The sequence below is a fragment of the Streptomyces sp. NPDC059092 genome, assembly GCF_042756365.1.
In the GTDB taxonomy this organism is placed as follows: Bacteria; Actinomycetota; Actinomycetes; order Streptomycetales; family Streptomycetaceae; genus Streptomyces.
This window is the reverse complement of the sequence record NZ_JBHZEJ010000005.1, coordinates 101,399-116,522: the sequence shown is the minus strand read 5'-3', so window position 1 is coordinate 116,522 and position 15,124 is coordinate 101,399. Positions and strand designations below refer to the sequence as shown.

Here is a 15,124-nt window from a genome sequence, read left to right as displayed (position 1 = left end):
CGGTAACGCTGCCACCGCTGCCAGGCTCCCCGGAAAATATGGGGCCTCCGCGCGGACTGGCAGACACGGCTCAGCCCCGCACCGTTCCGTTCCGGTGCGGGGCTGAGCGAGGGGCCGGGGCCCAGGGCGGGAGTGTCAGTGCCTGCCGTGCCGACCGTGCCGGCCCTGCGGGTCGTCGGGACCGTCAGGCGCGTCGTCGGGCGCGCCGGGCCCCCGGTGCGGGTGAGGCGCCTGGTACGGGCCGGGAGCCTGGTAGGCACCGGGGTCGGCCTGGTACGGGCCGGGGGCCTGGCCGTAACCGCCCTGCTGCCCCTGCGGTCCTTGCTGCCACTGCTGACCCTGCTGGTACGGGTTGGGGCTCTGGGGCGCCTGCGCCTGCGGGTTCTGATTCTGGTTCTGGTGGCCCTGGTACCCGCCGGAGCCCTGGTATCCGCCCTGCTGCTGGTATCCGCCCGGCTGCTGGTACGGGTTGGGGTTCTGCTGGGCGCCGGGGGCCTGGTACGGGCCGGGGGCCTGGCCGTAGCCACCCTGGGCCTGGTAGCCACCGGTCTCCTGGTACGCGCCGGCCTCCTGATACGGACCGGGAGCCTGGCCGTAGCCACCCGGAGCCTGGAGCGCGCCGTCCGGGCCGGAGTCGCCGGTGATCTTCGGGAACCGCATCGTCTCCGCACCGGGCGCACCGGGGGCGGGCGCACCGGAGGCGACGGGGACGCCGTGCCCCTCCATGGCCGCCGTACCGGGGCCGACCAGGCCGTCGTCGACCGCGGGCTCCTGGCCGGCCGACTTCTTGGAGTGCGAGCGTGCGCGCAGGATCTCGATCACGATCGGCAGGACCGAGATCACCACGATCAGGATGAGGATCATCTCGATGTGCTCGTGCACGAAGGCGATCTTGCCGAGCGCCGCGCCCAGCAGCGTGACGCCCGCGCCCCAGAGGACGCCGCCGATGATGTTGAAGGTGATGAACGAGCGGTAGTTCATCCGGCTCACACCGGCGATGATCGGCGTGAACGTACGGACAACAGGCACGAACCGGGCCAGGACCAGCGACTTGGGGCCGTACTTCTCGAAGAAGTCGTGCGCCTTCTCCACGTTCTCCTGCTTGAAGAGCTTGGAGTCCGGGCGCTTGAAGAGCGCGGGCCCGACCTTCCGGCCGAAGAGATATCCGACCTGGTCACCGGCGATCGCGGCGAGCACGATCAGTCCGCAGACGATCCAGAGCGGAGTCTTCAGGGTGCCGGCGGTGACCAGCAGGCCCGTGGTGAAGAGCAGCGAGTCACCGGGCAGGAAGAAGCCGATGAGGAGACCGGACTCGGCGAAGACGATGACCAGGACACCGATCAGCCCGAAGGTCCCGATCAGATAGTCCGGGTCCAGCCAGCTTGGTCCGAGAGCAAGGGTGGTCACGGTTTCCGGACTCCTGAGTCTTTGGTCGGTCGATCGTCGATTCGGCGTGGTCGGCCGCGCACAAGCTATCAACGGACCGGCGCTCCCCCAGGTTCCACCCACCCTCCCGCGTATGCGCTCGGGATGCACACCGGGCAGAGGGGGACAAAGCTGTGCCTGACACGGGAGCGCACGGGGACCGGGACGGAAGGCGGTACGCGCGATGGGCATCGAGGAGTACGGCGGCGGCCAGGGCCCCGGGACGGACATCCTGGTCGTCACCACGAACGACGTGCCCGGACACCAGGTACAGAAGGTGATCGGCGAGGTCTTCGGGCTCACGGTCCGCTCGCGCCACCTCGGCAGCCAGATCGGCGCCGGGCTCAAGTCGATGATCGGCGGCGAGCTGAAGGGGCTCACGAAGACGCTCGTGGAGACCCGTAACCAGGCGATGAACCGCCTCGTCGAGCAGGCCCGCGCGCGGGGCGCCAACGCCGTCCTGATGATGCGGTTCGACGTGTCGGAGGCGGCGGACGTCGGGACGGAGGTGTGCGCGTACGGCACAGCCGTCGTGATCAGCGAGATCGAGACGTAGGCGGAGGGCGCATGGCCAGCGGCCCCCCGCCGTCCCCGGACCCCGAACCCGAACCGCGACCCGAACCCGAACCCGGACCCGAACCGCGACCAGGCCCCGGACCCGCCCCCGGATCCGCATCCAGCACCGGCAAGCCCCCCGGCCAGTCCTCCCGCCCCGCCCCGCCCACGTCCCTCTCCGCCCGCGCCCTGCTGCCCCTGGTCGTGCCGTCCCTGGTCGTCGGGGTGGTCTCGGCGCTGGTGCTGCTGGGGGTGAGCGAGGCCGCCGACCAGCTCAAGAACGTGCTGTGGGGGACACTGCCCGACGCCCTCGGCATCGGGCGGTACTCGGCGCTCTGGATGATCGTGATCCTCACGGCGACCGGGCTGGCGGTGGGGGTCGTCGTCCGGCGGGTGTACGGGCACGCCGGCCCCGACCCGGCGACCACGGGACTGGTCGACGCACCGCTGGCGCCCGGGGTCCTGCCGGGGCTGCTGGTCGTCACGGGGCTCGCGCTGGCCGGCGGGGTGAGCCTCGGCCCGGAGAACCCGATCACCGCCGCCAACATCGCCCTGGCGTACTGGCTCGGCCGCAAGGTGGCGCCGCGCGCCCCGGCCGCGCTCTGGGTCTCCCTCGGCGCGGCGGGCACCATCGGGGCGCTCTTCGGCACCCCCGTGGCCGCCGCGCTGGTCCTCACCGAGACGCTGGCCGCGCGGACGGGCCCCGGCTCGCTCTGGGACAAGCTGTTCGGCCCGCTGATCGCGGCCGGCGCGGGCGGGCTGACCACCGTACTGATCTCGCGTCCCACCTTCGACCTGGACCTGCCGCCCTACCCGGGCACCCACTGGAGCGACCTTCTGGCCGCCTTGGTGATCGCCCCGCTCGCCGCCGCGCTGGGCATGACGGCGGTACGCGCCTTCCCGTACGTCCACGCCTTCTTCCGGCGGATCGGGCACCCCGTGCTCGCCCTGGCCGCCGGCGGGCTGGTGCTGGGGCTGCTGGGGGCACTCGGCGGGCCTCTCACGCTCTTCAAGGGGCTGGACGAGGTGAAGACCCTGGCGAGCGACCCTGACGGCTGGTCGGCCGGTTCGTTCGCGCTGATGACGGTGGTGAAGCTGGCCGCCCTGCTCACCGCCGCCGCCTGCGGCTTCCGGGGCGGCCGGATCTTCCCCGCCGTCTTCGTCGGGGTCGCGCTCGGCCTGTGCGCGCACGCCCTCGTACCGGCGGTCCAACCGACCGTGGGGGTGGTCTGCGGCGTCCTGGGGGTCCTGCTAGCCGTCACCCGGCAGGGCTGGCTCAGCCTGTTCACCGCGGCGGTCATGGTCTCCGACGTCACCGTGCTGCCGCTGCTCTGCGTGGCCACGCTGCCCGCCTGGCTGCTGGTCACCGGCCGCCCGCGGATGCAGCTCCACGAGGACGGCACGCCGTTGCGGTGAGCCGGGTCCGGCCGGCCGGACCACCCCTCGTCCCGCCCGGCGGGCGGTACGCGGCTTTCGTCCTTATTCTCGCGGAGGGGGCCTGACGCACGTACCCACCCCGAGGAGATTCGCCGATGCCACTCCACCAAGGCGCGGACCGGGCGGCCGACGTACCCGAGGAGGACCGCGCCGAGCTGCGGCGGCTGTCGCTCAACCCCTTCTACGGGGAGGCCGATCCCGTCGGCGAGATGACCTCGGCACCGCCCACCCAGCGGCTCCCCGACGGCCCGACGCCGCCGCACACCGCCTACCAGCTCGTCCACGACGAGCTGATGCTCGACGGCAACTCCCGGCTGAACCTTGCGACCTTCGTCACCACCTGGATGGAGCCACAGGCCGGGGTGCTGATGGCGGAGTGCCAGGACAAGAACATGATCGACAAGGACGAGTACCCGCGCACCGCCGAACTGGAGCGGCGCTGTGTCGCGATGCTCGCCGACCTGTGGAACGCCCCGGACCCGGCGACCACCGTCGGCTGCTCGACCACCGGGTCCAGCGAGGCGTGCATGCTCGCCGGGCTGGCGCTCAAGCGCCGCTGGGCCAAGCGGAACGCCGCGCGCTATCCGGCGACCGCCCGGCCCAATCTGGTCATGGGCGTCAACGTCCAGGTCTGCTGGGAGAAGTTCTGCACCTTCTGGGAGGTGGAGGCGCGGCTGGTGCCCATGGAGGGCGACCGCTTCCACCTCGATCCGCAGGCCGCCGCCGACCTCTGCGACGAGGACACCATCGGGGTGGTGACCGTCCTGGGCTCCACCTTCGACGGCTCGTACGAACCGGTCGCCGAGCTGTGCGCGGTGCTGGACGCGCTCCAGGAACGTACGGGGATCGACGTCCCCGTCCATGTCGACGGGGCGTCGGGCGCCATGATCGCGCCCTTCCTCGACGAGGACCTGATCTGGGACTTCCGGCTGCCGCGCGTCTCCTCCATCAACACCTCCGGGCACAAGTACGGGCTGGTCTACCCGGGTGTCGGCTGGGCGCTGTGGCGGTCGCCCGCCGAACTCCCCGAAGAGCTGGTCTTCCGCGTCAACTACCTGGGCGGCGACATGCCCACCTTCGCGCTGAACTTCTCCCGGCCGGGCGCCCAGGTCGTCGCGCAGTACTACACCTTCCTGCGCCTCGGCAGGGGCGGCTACCGGGCCGTCCAGCAGACCGCGCGGGACATCGCCACGACCCTCGCCGCGCGCATCGAGCGGCTGGGCGACTTCCGGCTGCTCACCCGGGGGGACCAACTCCCCGTGTTCGCTTTCACCACCGCCCCCGGTGTGACGAACTTCGACGTCTTCGACGTCTCGCGGCGGCTGCGCGAACACGGCTGGCTGGTGCCCGCGTACACCTTCCCCGCCCATCGCGAGGACCTGTCCGTGCTCCGGGTGGTCTGCCGCAACGGCTTCTCGGCCGACCTGGCCGCGATGCTGGTGGCCGATCTGAAGCGGGTGCTGCCCGAACTGCGCGCGCAGGAGCACCCCATGGACCGCGACAAGGCGTCCGCCACCGCCTTCCACCACTGACCACTGACCACTGTTCACCCGTCGAGCCGGCCGAACCTCCGCACCGCCAGTGGGAAGAACACCGCGAGCAGCACCACCGGCCACCCGACCGCCAGGAGCGCCGCGTGGTCCGCCGCCCAGGAGCCGTCCGCGGCGCCCTGGGCGGCCGGAGCGCCGAGCAGCTCCCGTACGGCGGTGGCCGTCGCCGACATCGGGTTCCACTCCACGACCGCGCCGAGCCGGCCGGGCATCGACTCCGGCGTCGCGATCGCGTTGGAGAGGAAGCCGATCGGCCAGACCAGGATCTGCACCGCCTGCACCAGCTCTGGACGGCCCGCCACCATGGCGAGCTGGATGCCGAGCCACAGCATCGCGAACCGGAACAGGAGCAGCAGCCCGACGGCGGCGAGGAAGTCCGCGGGGCCGCCGTGCCAACGCCAGCCGATCGCGTACCCGGCGCCGATCAGCACGGCCAGGCCGAGCGTCGACTGGAGCATGTCGGCGACGCTCCGGCCCACCAGGACCGCCGACGACGCCATCGGCATCGAACGGAACCGGTCCACCACGCCCTTGTTGAGGTCCTGCGTGACGGCCAGCATCGTCGACTCCAGTCCGAAGGCCATGGTCAGGGCGAGCATCCCCGGGACGAGGAACGCGAGGTACTCCCCCTCGATCCCGCGTCCGCCGCCGATCAGGAAGCCGAACATCAGCAGCAGCATCACCGGGAAGACCAGCCCGACGACGACCTGGACTGGCCCGCGCGCCCAGCGGGCGAGTTCGCGCCGGCTCATGGTCCAGGAGTCGGTGAGCGCCCAGCGGATCCCGCCGCCTCGGGGGACCACGGGGGCCGTGGGGGTGACCGTCGTCATGCCGACACCTCCGTACGCTCCGAAGGCCGCCGCCCCTCCGGCGACCGCCGCCCGGGGCCCTGGCCCGAGCCCTGTTCGTCCTCGTCCTCGTCCCCGCCCTCGCCCTCGCCCTCGCCCGTCAGCCGGAGGAAGACCTCGTCCAGCGTCGGCCGGCGCAGCGCGATGTCCCGCGCCTCGATCCCCTCCCCCTCCAGAGCCCGTACGGTCTCGGCCAGCGCCGCCATCCGGTCCGTCACGGGCGCGCTCAGCAGCCGCCGGTCCGTGTCCGTGCGGACGGACGCCGTACCGGCCGTACGGGCCAGCAGCCGCGCCCCGTCCGCGAGCCGGTCCGCGTCGCTCAGGACGACATCGATCCGGTCCCCGCCGATCCGGGCCTTCAGCTCGTCCGGCGTGCCCTCCTCGACGACCCGGCCGTGGTCCACCAGCGAGATCCGGCCGGCGAGCTGGTCGGCCTCCTCCAGGTACTGCGTCGTGAGCAGTACGGTCGTTCCGCCGCCCGCCAGCGACCGCACCGCGCTCCACACCTCCGCCCGGCCGCGCGGGTCGAGTCCGGTCGTCGGTTCGTCCAGGAAGAGCACCTCCGGGTCGGTGATCAGGGACGCGGCCAGATCGAGCCGGCGCCGCATGCCGCCGCTGTACCGCTTGACGGGCTTGCGGCCGGTGTCCGCCAGGCCGAACCGCTCCAGCATCCCGTCGGCCCGTTCCCCCGCGCGCCGGGCGCCGAGGTGGTGGAGGCGTCCGAACATCTCCAGGTTCTGCCGGCCGCTCAGGTCCTCGTCGAGGGCCGCGTGCTGTCCCAGCAGCCCGATCCTGCGCCGTACGTCGCGGCCGTGGGTCCTCACGTCGAACCCGGCCACCCGCACCAGCCCCTCGTCGGGCCTCAGCAGCGTGGTCAGGACGCGTACGGCCGTGGTCTTGCCCGCTCCGTTCGGCCCGAGCACGCCGTGCACCGTGCCGCGTTCCACCGTCAGGTCGAACCCGTCGAGGGCCCGCTTCTCTCCGTACCGCTTCCGCGCGCCCGCCACCACGATCGCATCGGCCGCACCCGTCACACCGGTCGCGTCGGTCAAGGGTCTTCGCCCCCCATCCCCAGTAAGCAAACTTGACTACTTGCCGGAAGAGTAACCCCGGCCATCCCGTTAGTCAAACTTGATTAGTGACGGTCCCCGTCATCGGGGACGCCCGTCGCGTACGGGTTCTCCTCGCCCTCGCCGAGCACCCCCACGAAGGGCTCGCCCTCCCCCGCGAAGGTGTACGCACCGCCCTCGACCCGCTTGATCAGGCCCCGCGTCCACTCCGCGCCCGAGTCCGCCGAGTGGACCCAGAAGTTCATGATCTCGCCGATGTGGCCGAGCTGCCCGGGACCCTCCTCGGGCACATAGGTCTCGGTCACCGCCGCCCGCCACGCCTCGATCGCTCGGACCCGCTCCTTCAGCAGCTCGACCACCTCGGCGCGCGGCAGGTCGAGCATGCACCCGAGCCCGGCCGACAGGATGTCCATCTTCTGGTCGTACGAGGTCAGCGCGGAGCGCAGCAGCGTGAAGTACTCCGCCTCGCCGGCGTCCGTGATCTCGTACTCCGTGCGCGGCGGCCCGCCCGCCGTGCTCGGCGCGACCTCGTGCGCCAGCAGGACGCCCTGCTTCGCCAGTTGCTTCAGCGCGTGGTAGATCGAGCCGGGCTTGGCGTTGGACCACTCGTGGGCGCCCCAGTACTCCAGGTCGTTGCGGACCTGGTAGCCGTGCGCCCGCCCGTGCTGGCGGACCGCGGCGAGCACGAGCAAACGGATCGCTGACATACGCCCAGGTTATGACCCCGGAGCGCGGCGCCCCCGCCGGGCCGGGGCACCGCCGCGCGCGGGCCGCCGCCGGGACGGTTCAGAGGGGGAACTCCGTACGGCCGTGCTGCACCGAGATCCACTTCTGCGTGGTGAACGCCTCCACCGTCGCGTCCCCGTTGAGCCGGCCGAGCCCCGAGGACTTCTCCCCGCCGAAGGCCACCATGGGATCGTCCTGCACGGTCGAGCCGTTGACGTGCATCATGCCCGTGACGATCCGCTGCGCGAACGAGACACCGCGCTCCACGTTCGCCGTGTGGACGGCGCCGCTCAGTCCGTACGGGGTGTTGTTGGCGATCCGTACCGCCTCGTCCTCCCCGTCGAACGGGATCAGCAGCGCCACCGGGCCGAAGATCTCCTGGCCCAGCAGCGGCGAGTCGTCCGGCAGCCCGGTCAGCACGGTCGGCTCCACGAGATTGCCCCGCGTGCGCCCCCGTACGAGCGCCGTCGCGCCCTCCGCGAGCGCCTGGTCGACCAGCGCCGTCAGGGCGTCCGCCTGGAAGGTGTTGATGACCGGGCCGATCTGGGTCTCCGGATCGCGCGGATCGCCGGTCCTGAGCGCCGACACGCGCGCCACGAACTTCTCGGTGAACGCCGCCTCGACGCTCCGGTCCACCAGGATCCGGTTGGCGGCCATGCAGACCTGGCCCTGGTAGGAGAACCGGCTGGCGACCGCCGCGTCCACCGCGTGGTCGAGTCCGGCCTCGTCGAGGTCGTCGAGGACGACGAGGGCGCTGTTGCCGCTCAGTTCGAGCACGGTCCGCTTGAAGTGGCGGGCCGCGACGGCGCCGACATGGCGGCCGACCCGGTCCGAGCCCGCGAACGAGATCACCTTCGGGACGGGGTGCTCGATCAGCGCGTCACCGATCTCCGCGATGTCCGTCACGAGGACGTTCAGCAGTCCGGCGGGCAGCTCCGCGTCCTCGAAGAGCTTGGCCAGCAGACCGCCCCCGGTGACCGGCGCGTTCTGGTTCGGCTTGATCACGACGGCGTTGCCGAGCGCGAGCGCGGGCGCCACCGACCTGATCGTTATCAGGAAGGGGAAGTTGAAGGGGCTGATCACACCGACGACGCCGACCGGCAGCCGGTAGACGCGGTTCTCCCTGCCCTCGACCGGGGAGGGCAGGATCCGGCCCTCCGCGCGCAGCGAGAGCTGGATCGCCTCGCGCAGGAACTCCCGGGCCGCGCTGACCTCGTACCGCGCCTTGAGGCGGGTACCGCCCAGTTCGTCGACGATCGCCTCGACGATGTCGTCCTCGCGCTCCTCGACCAGCCGGAGCACCCGCTCGAAGACCGGCCTGCGCCGGTACGGGTTGGTCGCGGCCCACAGGCGCTGCGCGCGCTCGGCGGCGCGGTAGGCCTCGTCGACCTCCTGGGCCGTCGCGACCGTGATGGCGGCGAGCTTCTCCCCGTTGTACGGGTTGAAGTCGATGATGTCCCACGAGCCGCTGCCGGTCCGCCACTCGCCGTCGATGTACTGGTGGGCCAGGTCGGTGAAGTAGGACATGCGATCCCTTACGGTGCGATCCCTTACGACGGGTGCGTACTCCTGATGCGATGTCATCGTACTGATGTCGTCAGATCAGTTGGAGCAGTCCGCGAAGGACATCGCGGCTCTCTTCGGGACCCGGGCTGTCCGCCTGGAGCCGTTCCATCACCTTTTCGTACTGGGCGACCTCCTCACCCTTGTCCAGATAGAGCGCGCTGGTGAGCTGCTCAAGGAAGACGACGTCGGAGAGGTCGGACTCGGGGAAGCTCAGCATGGTGAACGCGCCGCTCTCGCCGGCGTGGCCGCCGAAGCTGAACGGCATCACCTGGAGCGTGATGTTCGGCTGCTCGGAGACCTCGATGAGGTGCTTGAGCTGCCCCTGCATGACGGCGCGGTCGCCGTAGGGCCGTCTCAGCGCCGCCTCGTCGAGTACGGCGTGGAAGCGGGGCGCGCGTTCGGAGACGAGGGCCTTCTGCCGCTCCAGCCGCAGGGCCACCCGGCGCTCGACCTCGGCGCAGGGCGCGTCGGGCTGGCCGCGGGTGACGACGGCGTGCGCGTACGCCTCGGTCTGGAGCAGCCCGTGCACGAACTGCACCTCGTAGATACGGATGAGGGAGGCGGCGCCTTCGAGACCGATGTACGTCTGGAACCAGCCGGGCAGCACATCGCCGAAGCTGTGCCACCATCCCGCGACATTGGCCTCCCGGGCGAGGCCGAGCAGGGCAGCGCGCTCGCCCTCTTCGGCGACCCCGTAGAGAGTCAGCAGGTCCTCGATGTCTCTGGCCTTGAAGCTCACCCGTCCCAACTCCATACGGCTGATCTTGGACTCGGATGCGCGGATCGAGTAGCCCGCGGCCTCACGTGTGATGCCCCGCGACTCGCGCAGCCGCCTCAGCTGTGAGCCCAGCAGGATGCGCCGCACCACGGAACCGCCCGATTCGGCTGCGGTCACGTCTCCAACCCTCCCCATCGCATGTGGTTCTCCTCGGAGCACCCCCCGAACTCCAAGTGCCGGATTCTGCCATCAAAACGCTTCGCCCCGTACTCATTCGATTACGGAAATAAGAAGGCTTTGCGGAGAGGGCGAAACTGGTCACAGGAAGAAATGCGCCAGAACCGGTACGGGAAGGTTGAAGGCGGGCACGTGCACGTGCATCTGCCCTTGCATCTGCCGTACGCATTCGGAACCATGGGCCCCGCGCACCTGCGTACTGGATCGCGCGGTGACGTGTTGCACCGCTGACCACCCGCAGTATCGCTACGGCCGCGAACCCCGGGAGTGCTCGCATGGGGATGAATGGATCGACCATGCTTGAGCCTTTAAGGCAAGGGCTTCCCCCGATCGATCCCGCAGGGGCGGCAGGCTCGGCCTCGTGCGCCCTGCCGGCCCGGTACGAGGCGGTGCGCGGGGCCCGGCAGTTCACCCGGACCACGCTCTCCCAGTGGGAGCTGAGCGAGCGGTTCGACGATGTCGCGCTGGTCGTCTCCGAGCTGGTCACGAACGCGCTGCGGCACGCCCTGCCGGCCGACACCCCGCGCGAGCCGCACGAGCCCCCCGTACGACTGCATCTGATGCGGTGGTCGTCGCGGCTGGTGTGCGCGGTGCGGGACCCGAGCGTCACGAGCCCGGCGACCCGGGAGGCGGACGAGGACTGCGCGGCGGAGTCCGGCCGGGGGCTGTTCCTGGTGGAGTCGTTCAGCGACACCTGGGGGTGGCACCCGCTGGCCGGGTCGCTGCACGGCAAGGTGGTCTGGGCGCTGTTCCACCTGCAGGCCGAACGGGCCTGTCAAACCGATGCCTGACCCGGTGATGACAGGGCGTTGAACAGGTGCTCACCGAGCGTTGAGGGCGCGGGCCTGCCGACTGGCTGAAACATGTCGTCGGCGGGCCCTTTTCCCTGCGGAGCGCACCGATTGGTCTGGACCTTGTCCATGATTTTCCGGCCATGACCCAGCCAAGTTTGGCGCGTTCTCATCGCACTGAAGTGCGACTCACCGTCGGTCAGAGGTGCGACCGTCGGTAACAAGCCATACGCTCAGGCGCCCGCCACGAGGTGGTCGAACTCGCCCGCCTTGGCGCCGATGAGCATCGACTCGATCTCGGCGAGGGTGTAGACGAGCGCGGGCCCGTCGGGGTGGCGTGAGTTGCGTACCGCCACATCACCGCTGGGCAGCTTGGCGAACTCCACGCAGGACCCCTGGGAGTTGCTGTGCCTGCTCTTCTGCCAGACGACTCCGTGAAGCTCTGTGGCCGCTATGCCGTTGTACACGTGGTGCACAGGTCGCTCCCCGAGTTGCAAGGTGCAGGTGTCAACTGTCTCGGATCATAGCTGTGTTTCATGTGCCGATGCATGAGCAGATGCACGTGCACGCGGGGTGGTGCCTTGGTTACAGCTACCCTTCCGGATACCCGCGCCCGCGTGCGGAGACGTGAATCCCCGCTCTACGGAGAGAGACGCGAAACCCGGCCCCCCGGATCCCTTTCCGGCCCAGTCTCCACATATTGGTCCAGTCCGCGGCGCCCGGGTCGCTCCTGGCGGCTACCCCGGTACGGACAAGAGACTCCCCCGGCCGGTGGGCCGGGGGAGTCTCGGGGGAGTTTCCGTGGAACGCACCTGGTCAGCGCGGTACGGAGCGGTACGGCAGCAGCCCCGCCTCCCTGGCGTTCTTGATCGCGCGGGAGAGCTGCCGCTGCTGCCGCGCGCTCACCCGCGTCACACGGCGGCCGCGGATCCTGCCCCGGTCCGAGATGAACTTCCGCAGCAGGTCGGTGTCCTTGTAGCCGATGTACGTGATGCCCGCGCGGTCCAGCGGGTTGGAGCGGGGCGCGGGCGGCTCACGGTGCGTCCGGCCCGGGGCGGACGGACACGAAGAGGCCGGACGGGGGCCGGCCGTCAGACCTCCAGGAGGGTGTCGAAGGCGGGCGGCAGGCGCTTCCAGGCGGCGGGGCCCGCGCTGTACTCGGCGTCCGTCAGCAGACAGGAGTCGAGCAGCCGCTCGACCCCGTCCCGGTCCAGCGCGGGCGAGACGAAGACCAGGTGCTGGCAGCGGTCCCCGTGGCGTGGATCCCAGTCCAGGGCGGCGGCGGCCCGGCGCAGTGCCGGCACTCCCTCCCAGTCGGCGTCGGAGAGCGAGGCGAGCCAGGGCCCCGCGCTCTCCACGCAGAGCGCGCCGCCCGCGGCGTCCCAGGCCAGCAGGGTGTCGGGCCGGTCGGCGAGCCAGAACCGGCCGCGGCTGCGGGCCGCCGCGCAGCACAGCTCCTCCAGCGCCTCGTAGAGCCGGCCGGGGTGGAAGGGGCGGCGGCGGTGCCAGACGTAGGTGGCGACGCCGCAGTCGTCGGCCTCCTGCGGCAGCAGGGCGCAGGCCGGGTCCTGGCGGGCGGCGGCGGCCTCGACGTCGAACCCGGCGAGGGCGACGGCGGCGAGCGCCCCGGCGCCGGTGTCCGGGATCCCGCCGGGTCCGGTGCCGCTGGTGCTGCCGGTGCTGCCGGTAATGCCGGTAATGCCACTGGGGCCACCGTTCTCGGTACCGGTGGCGTCTCCCCCGATCCGTACCCGCCGCGCCGTCGGGTGCAGCTGGGCGAGGAGCGCGCGGTCCTCGTCGTCCGCCAGCGGGTTGTCGGCGAGGGCGAGCACCGGCGCGTACTCGACCTGCCGCGCCCAGGTGTCGGCGATGGTCCGCCGGTCCGAGGCCGCGGCGGCGAGCCCGGCGTCCGCCAGGTCGTCGCCGTTGCCGAGGTAGGGCAGCACCAGCGCGGGGTCGACCGCCGTGATCACCGAGGTGACGACCAGCCCTTCGCCGTGCGCGGCCACCACCTCCGCCATCGCCCGGGGCTCGACGGAGTCCCAGAGTTCGACGATCGCGAGCCGGGTCGGCCCGGCGTCCGCCAGACGCTCCAGCTCCGGTACGAGATCTTCGCGCAGGGCGCAGCAGGCACAGTCGTCGACCAGGGGCGCGTCCCCGTGGGACAGCGTTCCGGTGGCATCGCGGACGGTCCGTACGACCGTGCCGCGTCCGGCCGTCGACAGGTCGTGATGGAGCGCGACGCTGCCGGGCACGGTGTCCAGCAGCCGCTGCACGGCGGCCTTGCGCGCCTCGCTGTGCAGTCCGCCGACGATCGCGACGGGCAGGCGGGACCCGGCCGTCATCAGCGGGCCCCTGGACGGCCTCGGCCGTAACGGCGCTCGAAGCGCTCGACCCGGCCGGCGGTGTCCATGACGCGGGCGGTGCCCGTGTAGAAGGGGTGGCTCGCGGAGGAGATCTCCACGTCGATCACGGGGTAGGTGTCGCCGTCCTCCCATACGACCGTTCTTCCGCCGCCGACGGCGGTCGACCGGGTCAGGAAGGCGAAGTCGGCCGCCTTGTCGCGGAAGACGACGTGCCGGTACGCGGGGTGGATTCCGGGCTTCATCTCAGTCGGTCCTCGTGTCGTGATGGTCGGCGCGCCGCGCGGGGGTGTCGGCGCTCTTCAGAAAGGTCGGTGTCAGCAGGAAGGCCGGTGTCAGCGCTCTTCACGGAAGTCGACGTGCCGGCGCAGGAGCGGGTCGTACTTGCGCAGCGTCATGCGGTCGGGGTCGTTACGGCGGTTCTTGCGGGTGACGTAGGTGTAGCCGGTCCCCGCGGTGGAGCGGAGTTTGATGATCGGGCGGAGTTCGTCGCGGGCCATGGGGCTAGTATATGGAAATGGTTTCCATTTTCAAAGAGAGAGGTGTGACGTTGTCCGCCCACTGCCTGCTCACCGGGGCCGAACCCGGCTTCGGCAATCAGATCTCCCATTCGCACCGGCGCACCTCCCGCCGCTTCGACCCCAACATCCAGCGCAAGCGCTACTGGCTCCCGAGCGAGGGCAGGTACATCCGGCTCACGCTCTCCACGAAAGCGATCAAGACCATCGACACGATCGGCATCGAGGCGGCCGTCGCCCGGATCCGCACCCGCGGGGTGAAGGTCTGATGGCGAAGAAGAGCAAGATCGTCCGCAATGAGCGGCGCAAGCTGATCGTCGAGCGTCACGCCCTACGCCGCGCCGAACTGAAGGAGATCCTGCGACGCCCCGGCACCACGCTGGAACAAAGGATCGCGGCGGAGAGCGAGTTGCGACGTCAGCCGCGCGACGCCAGCGCGACCCGGGTGAGGAACCGTGACAGCGTGGACGGCCGGCCCCGCGGACACCTGCGGAAATTCGGCCTCTCCCGGGTCCGGCTGCGCGAGCAGGCGCACGCGGGATTCCTTCCGGGCGTGCGCAAGTCGTCCTGGTAGCTTGGCGCGGTCCGGCCACCCATGGCCGGCTACGACCAGGGGGACATGACCGTGCAGAAGCTCGTACGAACCAGCGCCGCCGCGGCCGGGCTCGTCGTCGCACTCTCACTCGCGCTCACGGGGTGCGGCGGCGACAGTGACGGCGGCGACGCGGGCAAGGACGCCGGCGCCACCGCGCCGGGCGGCAGCGCCTCGGAGTCGGGGGCGGACTCCGGTTCCGGCGCGGACGCCGCGAGCGTCGAGGGGTCGTGGGCCGGGCTGACGGACGGCAAGTCGGTGGCCCTGGCCGTCGCCTCGGGGAAGGTCGCGCTCGTGGCCGCCGAGCACGTCTGCCAGGGCGCGGTGGAGGACATGGGCGGCGCGCCGATGTTCACGCTGAAGTGCGGCGACGGCGACACCGAGCGCACGATGGGCTCGATCGAGTCCAACGACGGCAAGACGCTGGTGATCTCCTGGACCGGTGGCAAGAAGGACACGCTGAAGAAGGCGGAATCCGGCTCGCTGCCGACCGGTCTTCCGACGGAGCTGCCGTCGGGCCTGCCGACGGATCTTCCGACCGGCTGATGTTCCGACCGGCTGCCCTTCCGACCGGCCTTCCGACCGGCCTTCCGACCGGCCTTCCGACCACTGGCCTTCCGACCGGCTGACCGGCTGACGTTTGTGCGGGTGGCCGGCTCCTGACGCGGCTGCCTCGTCAGGCCGACGGTCCCTGCTCCGGCGCGCGGGCCGCGGTCCCCCCGGGGGAC

17 protein-coding genes and 1 pseudogene are annotated in these 15,124 nt (G+C 71.2%); 7 read left to right on the top strand and 11 right to left on the bottom strand.

Features of this window, described 5'->3' with window-relative positions:
• Positions 1 to 660 precede the first annotated feature (660 nt).
• Positions 661 to 1,407 (bottom strand): annotated as a pseudogene (locus tag ACFXPL_RS05250) (DedA family protein); the annotation flags it as partial.
• Positions 1,408 to 1,609: 202 nt separating this feature from the next.
• Between ACFXPL_RS05250 and ACFXPL_RS05245 the strand changes: the two are divergent.
• The 3 genes from ACFXPL_RS05245 to ACFXPL_RS05235 all read left to right on the top strand — a co-directional run bounded on the left by ACFXPL_RS05245 (position 1,610) and on the right by ACFXPL_RS05235 (position 4,949).
• Positions 1,610 to 1,981 carry a YbjQ family protein gene (locus tag ACFXPL_RS05245; RefSeq protein ID WP_384912726.1) on the top strand — a complete coding sequence of 124 codons (372 nt, stop codon included), beginning with the start codon at positions 1,610 to 1,612 and terminating at the stop codon, positions 1,979 to 1,981.
• Between the two features lie 11 nt (positions 1,982 to 1,992).
• Complete coding sequence (locus ACFXPL_RS05240; RefSeq protein WP_384912723.1) at positions 1,993 to 3,396, top strand: ion channel protein; 1,404 nt, start codon at positions 1,993 to 1,995, stop codon at positions 3,394 to 3,396.
• Positions 3,397 to 3,512: 116 nt separating this feature from the next.
• A complete protein-coding gene (locus tag ACFXPL_RS05235; RefSeq protein ID WP_384912720.1) occupies positions 3,513 to 4,949 on the top strand; it encodes a glutamate decarboxylase in 1,437 nt (478 codons plus the stop codon).
• Positions 4,950 to 4,963: 14 nt separating this feature from the next.
• Here the strand turns inward: ACFXPL_RS05235 and ACFXPL_RS05230 are convergent, their stop codons facing one another.
• From ACFXPL_RS05230 to ACFXPL_RS05210, 5 genes are all read right to left on the bottom strand, one after another.
• Positions 4,964 to 5,797: an ABC transporter permease gene (locus ACFXPL_RS05230; protein ID WP_384912717.1), complete on the bottom strand. Its 834-nt coding sequence runs from the start codon at positions 5,795 to 5,797 to the stop codon at positions 4,964 to 4,966.
• Positions 5,794 to 6,867, bottom strand: a complete 1,074-nt coding sequence (locus ACFXPL_RS05225; protein ID WP_384912716.1) for an ATP-binding cassette domain-containing protein — start codon at positions 6,865 to 6,867, stop codon at positions 5,794 to 5,796. The genes ACFXPL_RS05230 and ACFXPL_RS05225 overlap by 4 nt, the downstream gene beginning before the upstream one ends.
• 83 nt (positions 6,868 to 6,950) lie before the next feature.
• Positions 6,951 to 7,592, bottom strand: a complete 642-nt coding sequence (locus ACFXPL_RS05220; protein ID WP_384912713.1) for a PadR family transcriptional regulator — start codon at positions 7,590 to 7,592, stop codon at positions 6,951 to 6,953.
• Between the two features lie 79 nt (positions 7,593 to 7,671).
• Positions 7,672 to 9,138: an aldehyde dehydrogenase family protein gene (locus ACFXPL_RS05215; protein WP_384912710.1), complete on the bottom strand. Its 1,467-nt coding sequence runs from the start codon at positions 9,136 to 9,138 to the stop codon at positions 7,672 to 7,674.
• A 70-nt stretch (positions 9,139 to 9,208) separates the two neighbouring features.
• Complete coding sequence (locus tag ACFXPL_RS05210) at positions 9,209 to 10,090, bottom strand: helix-turn-helix domain-containing protein (RefSeq protein ID WP_384912707.1); 882 nt, start codon at positions 10,088 to 10,090, stop codon at positions 9,209 to 9,211.
• A gap of 317 nt (positions 10,091 to 10,407) precedes the next feature.
• Between ACFXPL_RS05210 and ACFXPL_RS05205 the strand changes: the two genes are divergently transcribed.
• The gene (locus tag ACFXPL_RS05205; protein WP_384912704.1) at positions 10,408 to 10,923 is read left to right on the top strand and encodes an ATP-binding protein; all 516 of its coding nucleotides are present in this window, start codon (positions 10,408 to 10,410) and stop codon (positions 10,921 to 10,923) included.
• A 233-nt stretch (positions 10,924 to 11,156) separates the two neighbouring features.
• On the opposite strand, the gene ACFXPL_RS05200 is transcribed toward ACFXPL_RS05205, so the two are convergent.
• The 5 genes from ACFXPL_RS05200 to rpmG form a co-directional block, all read right to left on the bottom strand.
• On the bottom strand, positions 11,157 to 11,399 hold the full coding sequence (locus ACFXPL_RS05200) for a DUF397 domain-containing protein (protein ID WP_329822219.1): 243 nt from the start codon (positions 11,397 to 11,399) through the stop codon (positions 11,157 to 11,159).
• Positions 11,400 to 11,739: 340 nt separating this feature from the next.
• Positions 11,740 to 11,931, bottom strand: coding sequence for a 30S ribosomal protein S18 (gene rpsR, locus ACFXPL_RS05195; protein WP_384912905.1), 192 nt, complete (start codon positions 11,929 to 11,931; stop codon positions 11,740 to 11,742).
• Between the two features lie 83 nt (positions 11,932 to 12,014).
• Entirely contained in the window at positions 12,015 to 13,268 is a 1,254-nt protein-coding gene (locus ACFXPL_RS05190; protein ID WP_384912700.1) for a CobW family GTP-binding protein, read from the bottom strand.
• On the bottom strand, positions 13,268 to 13,531 hold the full coding sequence (locus ACFXPL_RS05185) for a type B 50S ribosomal protein L31 (RefSeq protein ID WP_384912698.1): 264 nt from the start codon (positions 13,529 to 13,531) through the stop codon (positions 13,268 to 13,270). Before ACFXPL_RS05185 ends, ACFXPL_RS05190 begins: the two co-directional genes overlap by 1 nt.
• A gap of 90 nt (positions 13,532 to 13,621) precedes the next feature.
• Positions 13,622 to 13,786, bottom strand: a complete 165-nt coding sequence (rpmG, locus tag ACFXPL_RS05180) for a 50S ribosomal protein L33 (protein ID WP_384912695.1) — start codon at positions 13,784 to 13,786, stop codon at positions 13,622 to 13,624.
• Between the two features lie 50 nt (positions 13,787 to 13,836).
• On the opposite strand from rpmG, the gene rpmB reads away from it, so the two are divergent.
• The 3 genes from rpmB to ACFXPL_RS05165 are packed head-to-tail and all read left to right on the top strand — an operon-like array spanning position 13,837 to position 14,942.
• Positions 13,837 to 14,073, top strand: a complete 237-nt coding sequence (rpmB, locus tag ACFXPL_RS05175) for a 50S ribosomal protein L28 (protein ID WP_384912902.1) — start codon at positions 13,837 to 13,839, stop codon at positions 14,071 to 14,073.
• Entirely contained in the window at positions 14,073 to 14,378 is a 306-nt protein-coding gene (rpsN, locus tag ACFXPL_RS05170; RefSeq protein WP_384912692.1) for a 30S ribosomal protein S14, read from the top strand. The genes rpmB and rpsN overlap by 1 nt, the downstream gene beginning before the upstream one ends.
• Before the next feature lie 45 nt (positions 14,379 to 14,423).
• Entirely contained in the window at positions 14,424 to 14,942 is a 519-nt protein-coding gene (locus tag ACFXPL_RS05165) for a hypothetical protein (RefSeq protein ID WP_384912689.1), read from the top strand.
• The last annotated feature ends 182 nt before the right edge of the window (positions 14,943 to 15,124 follow it).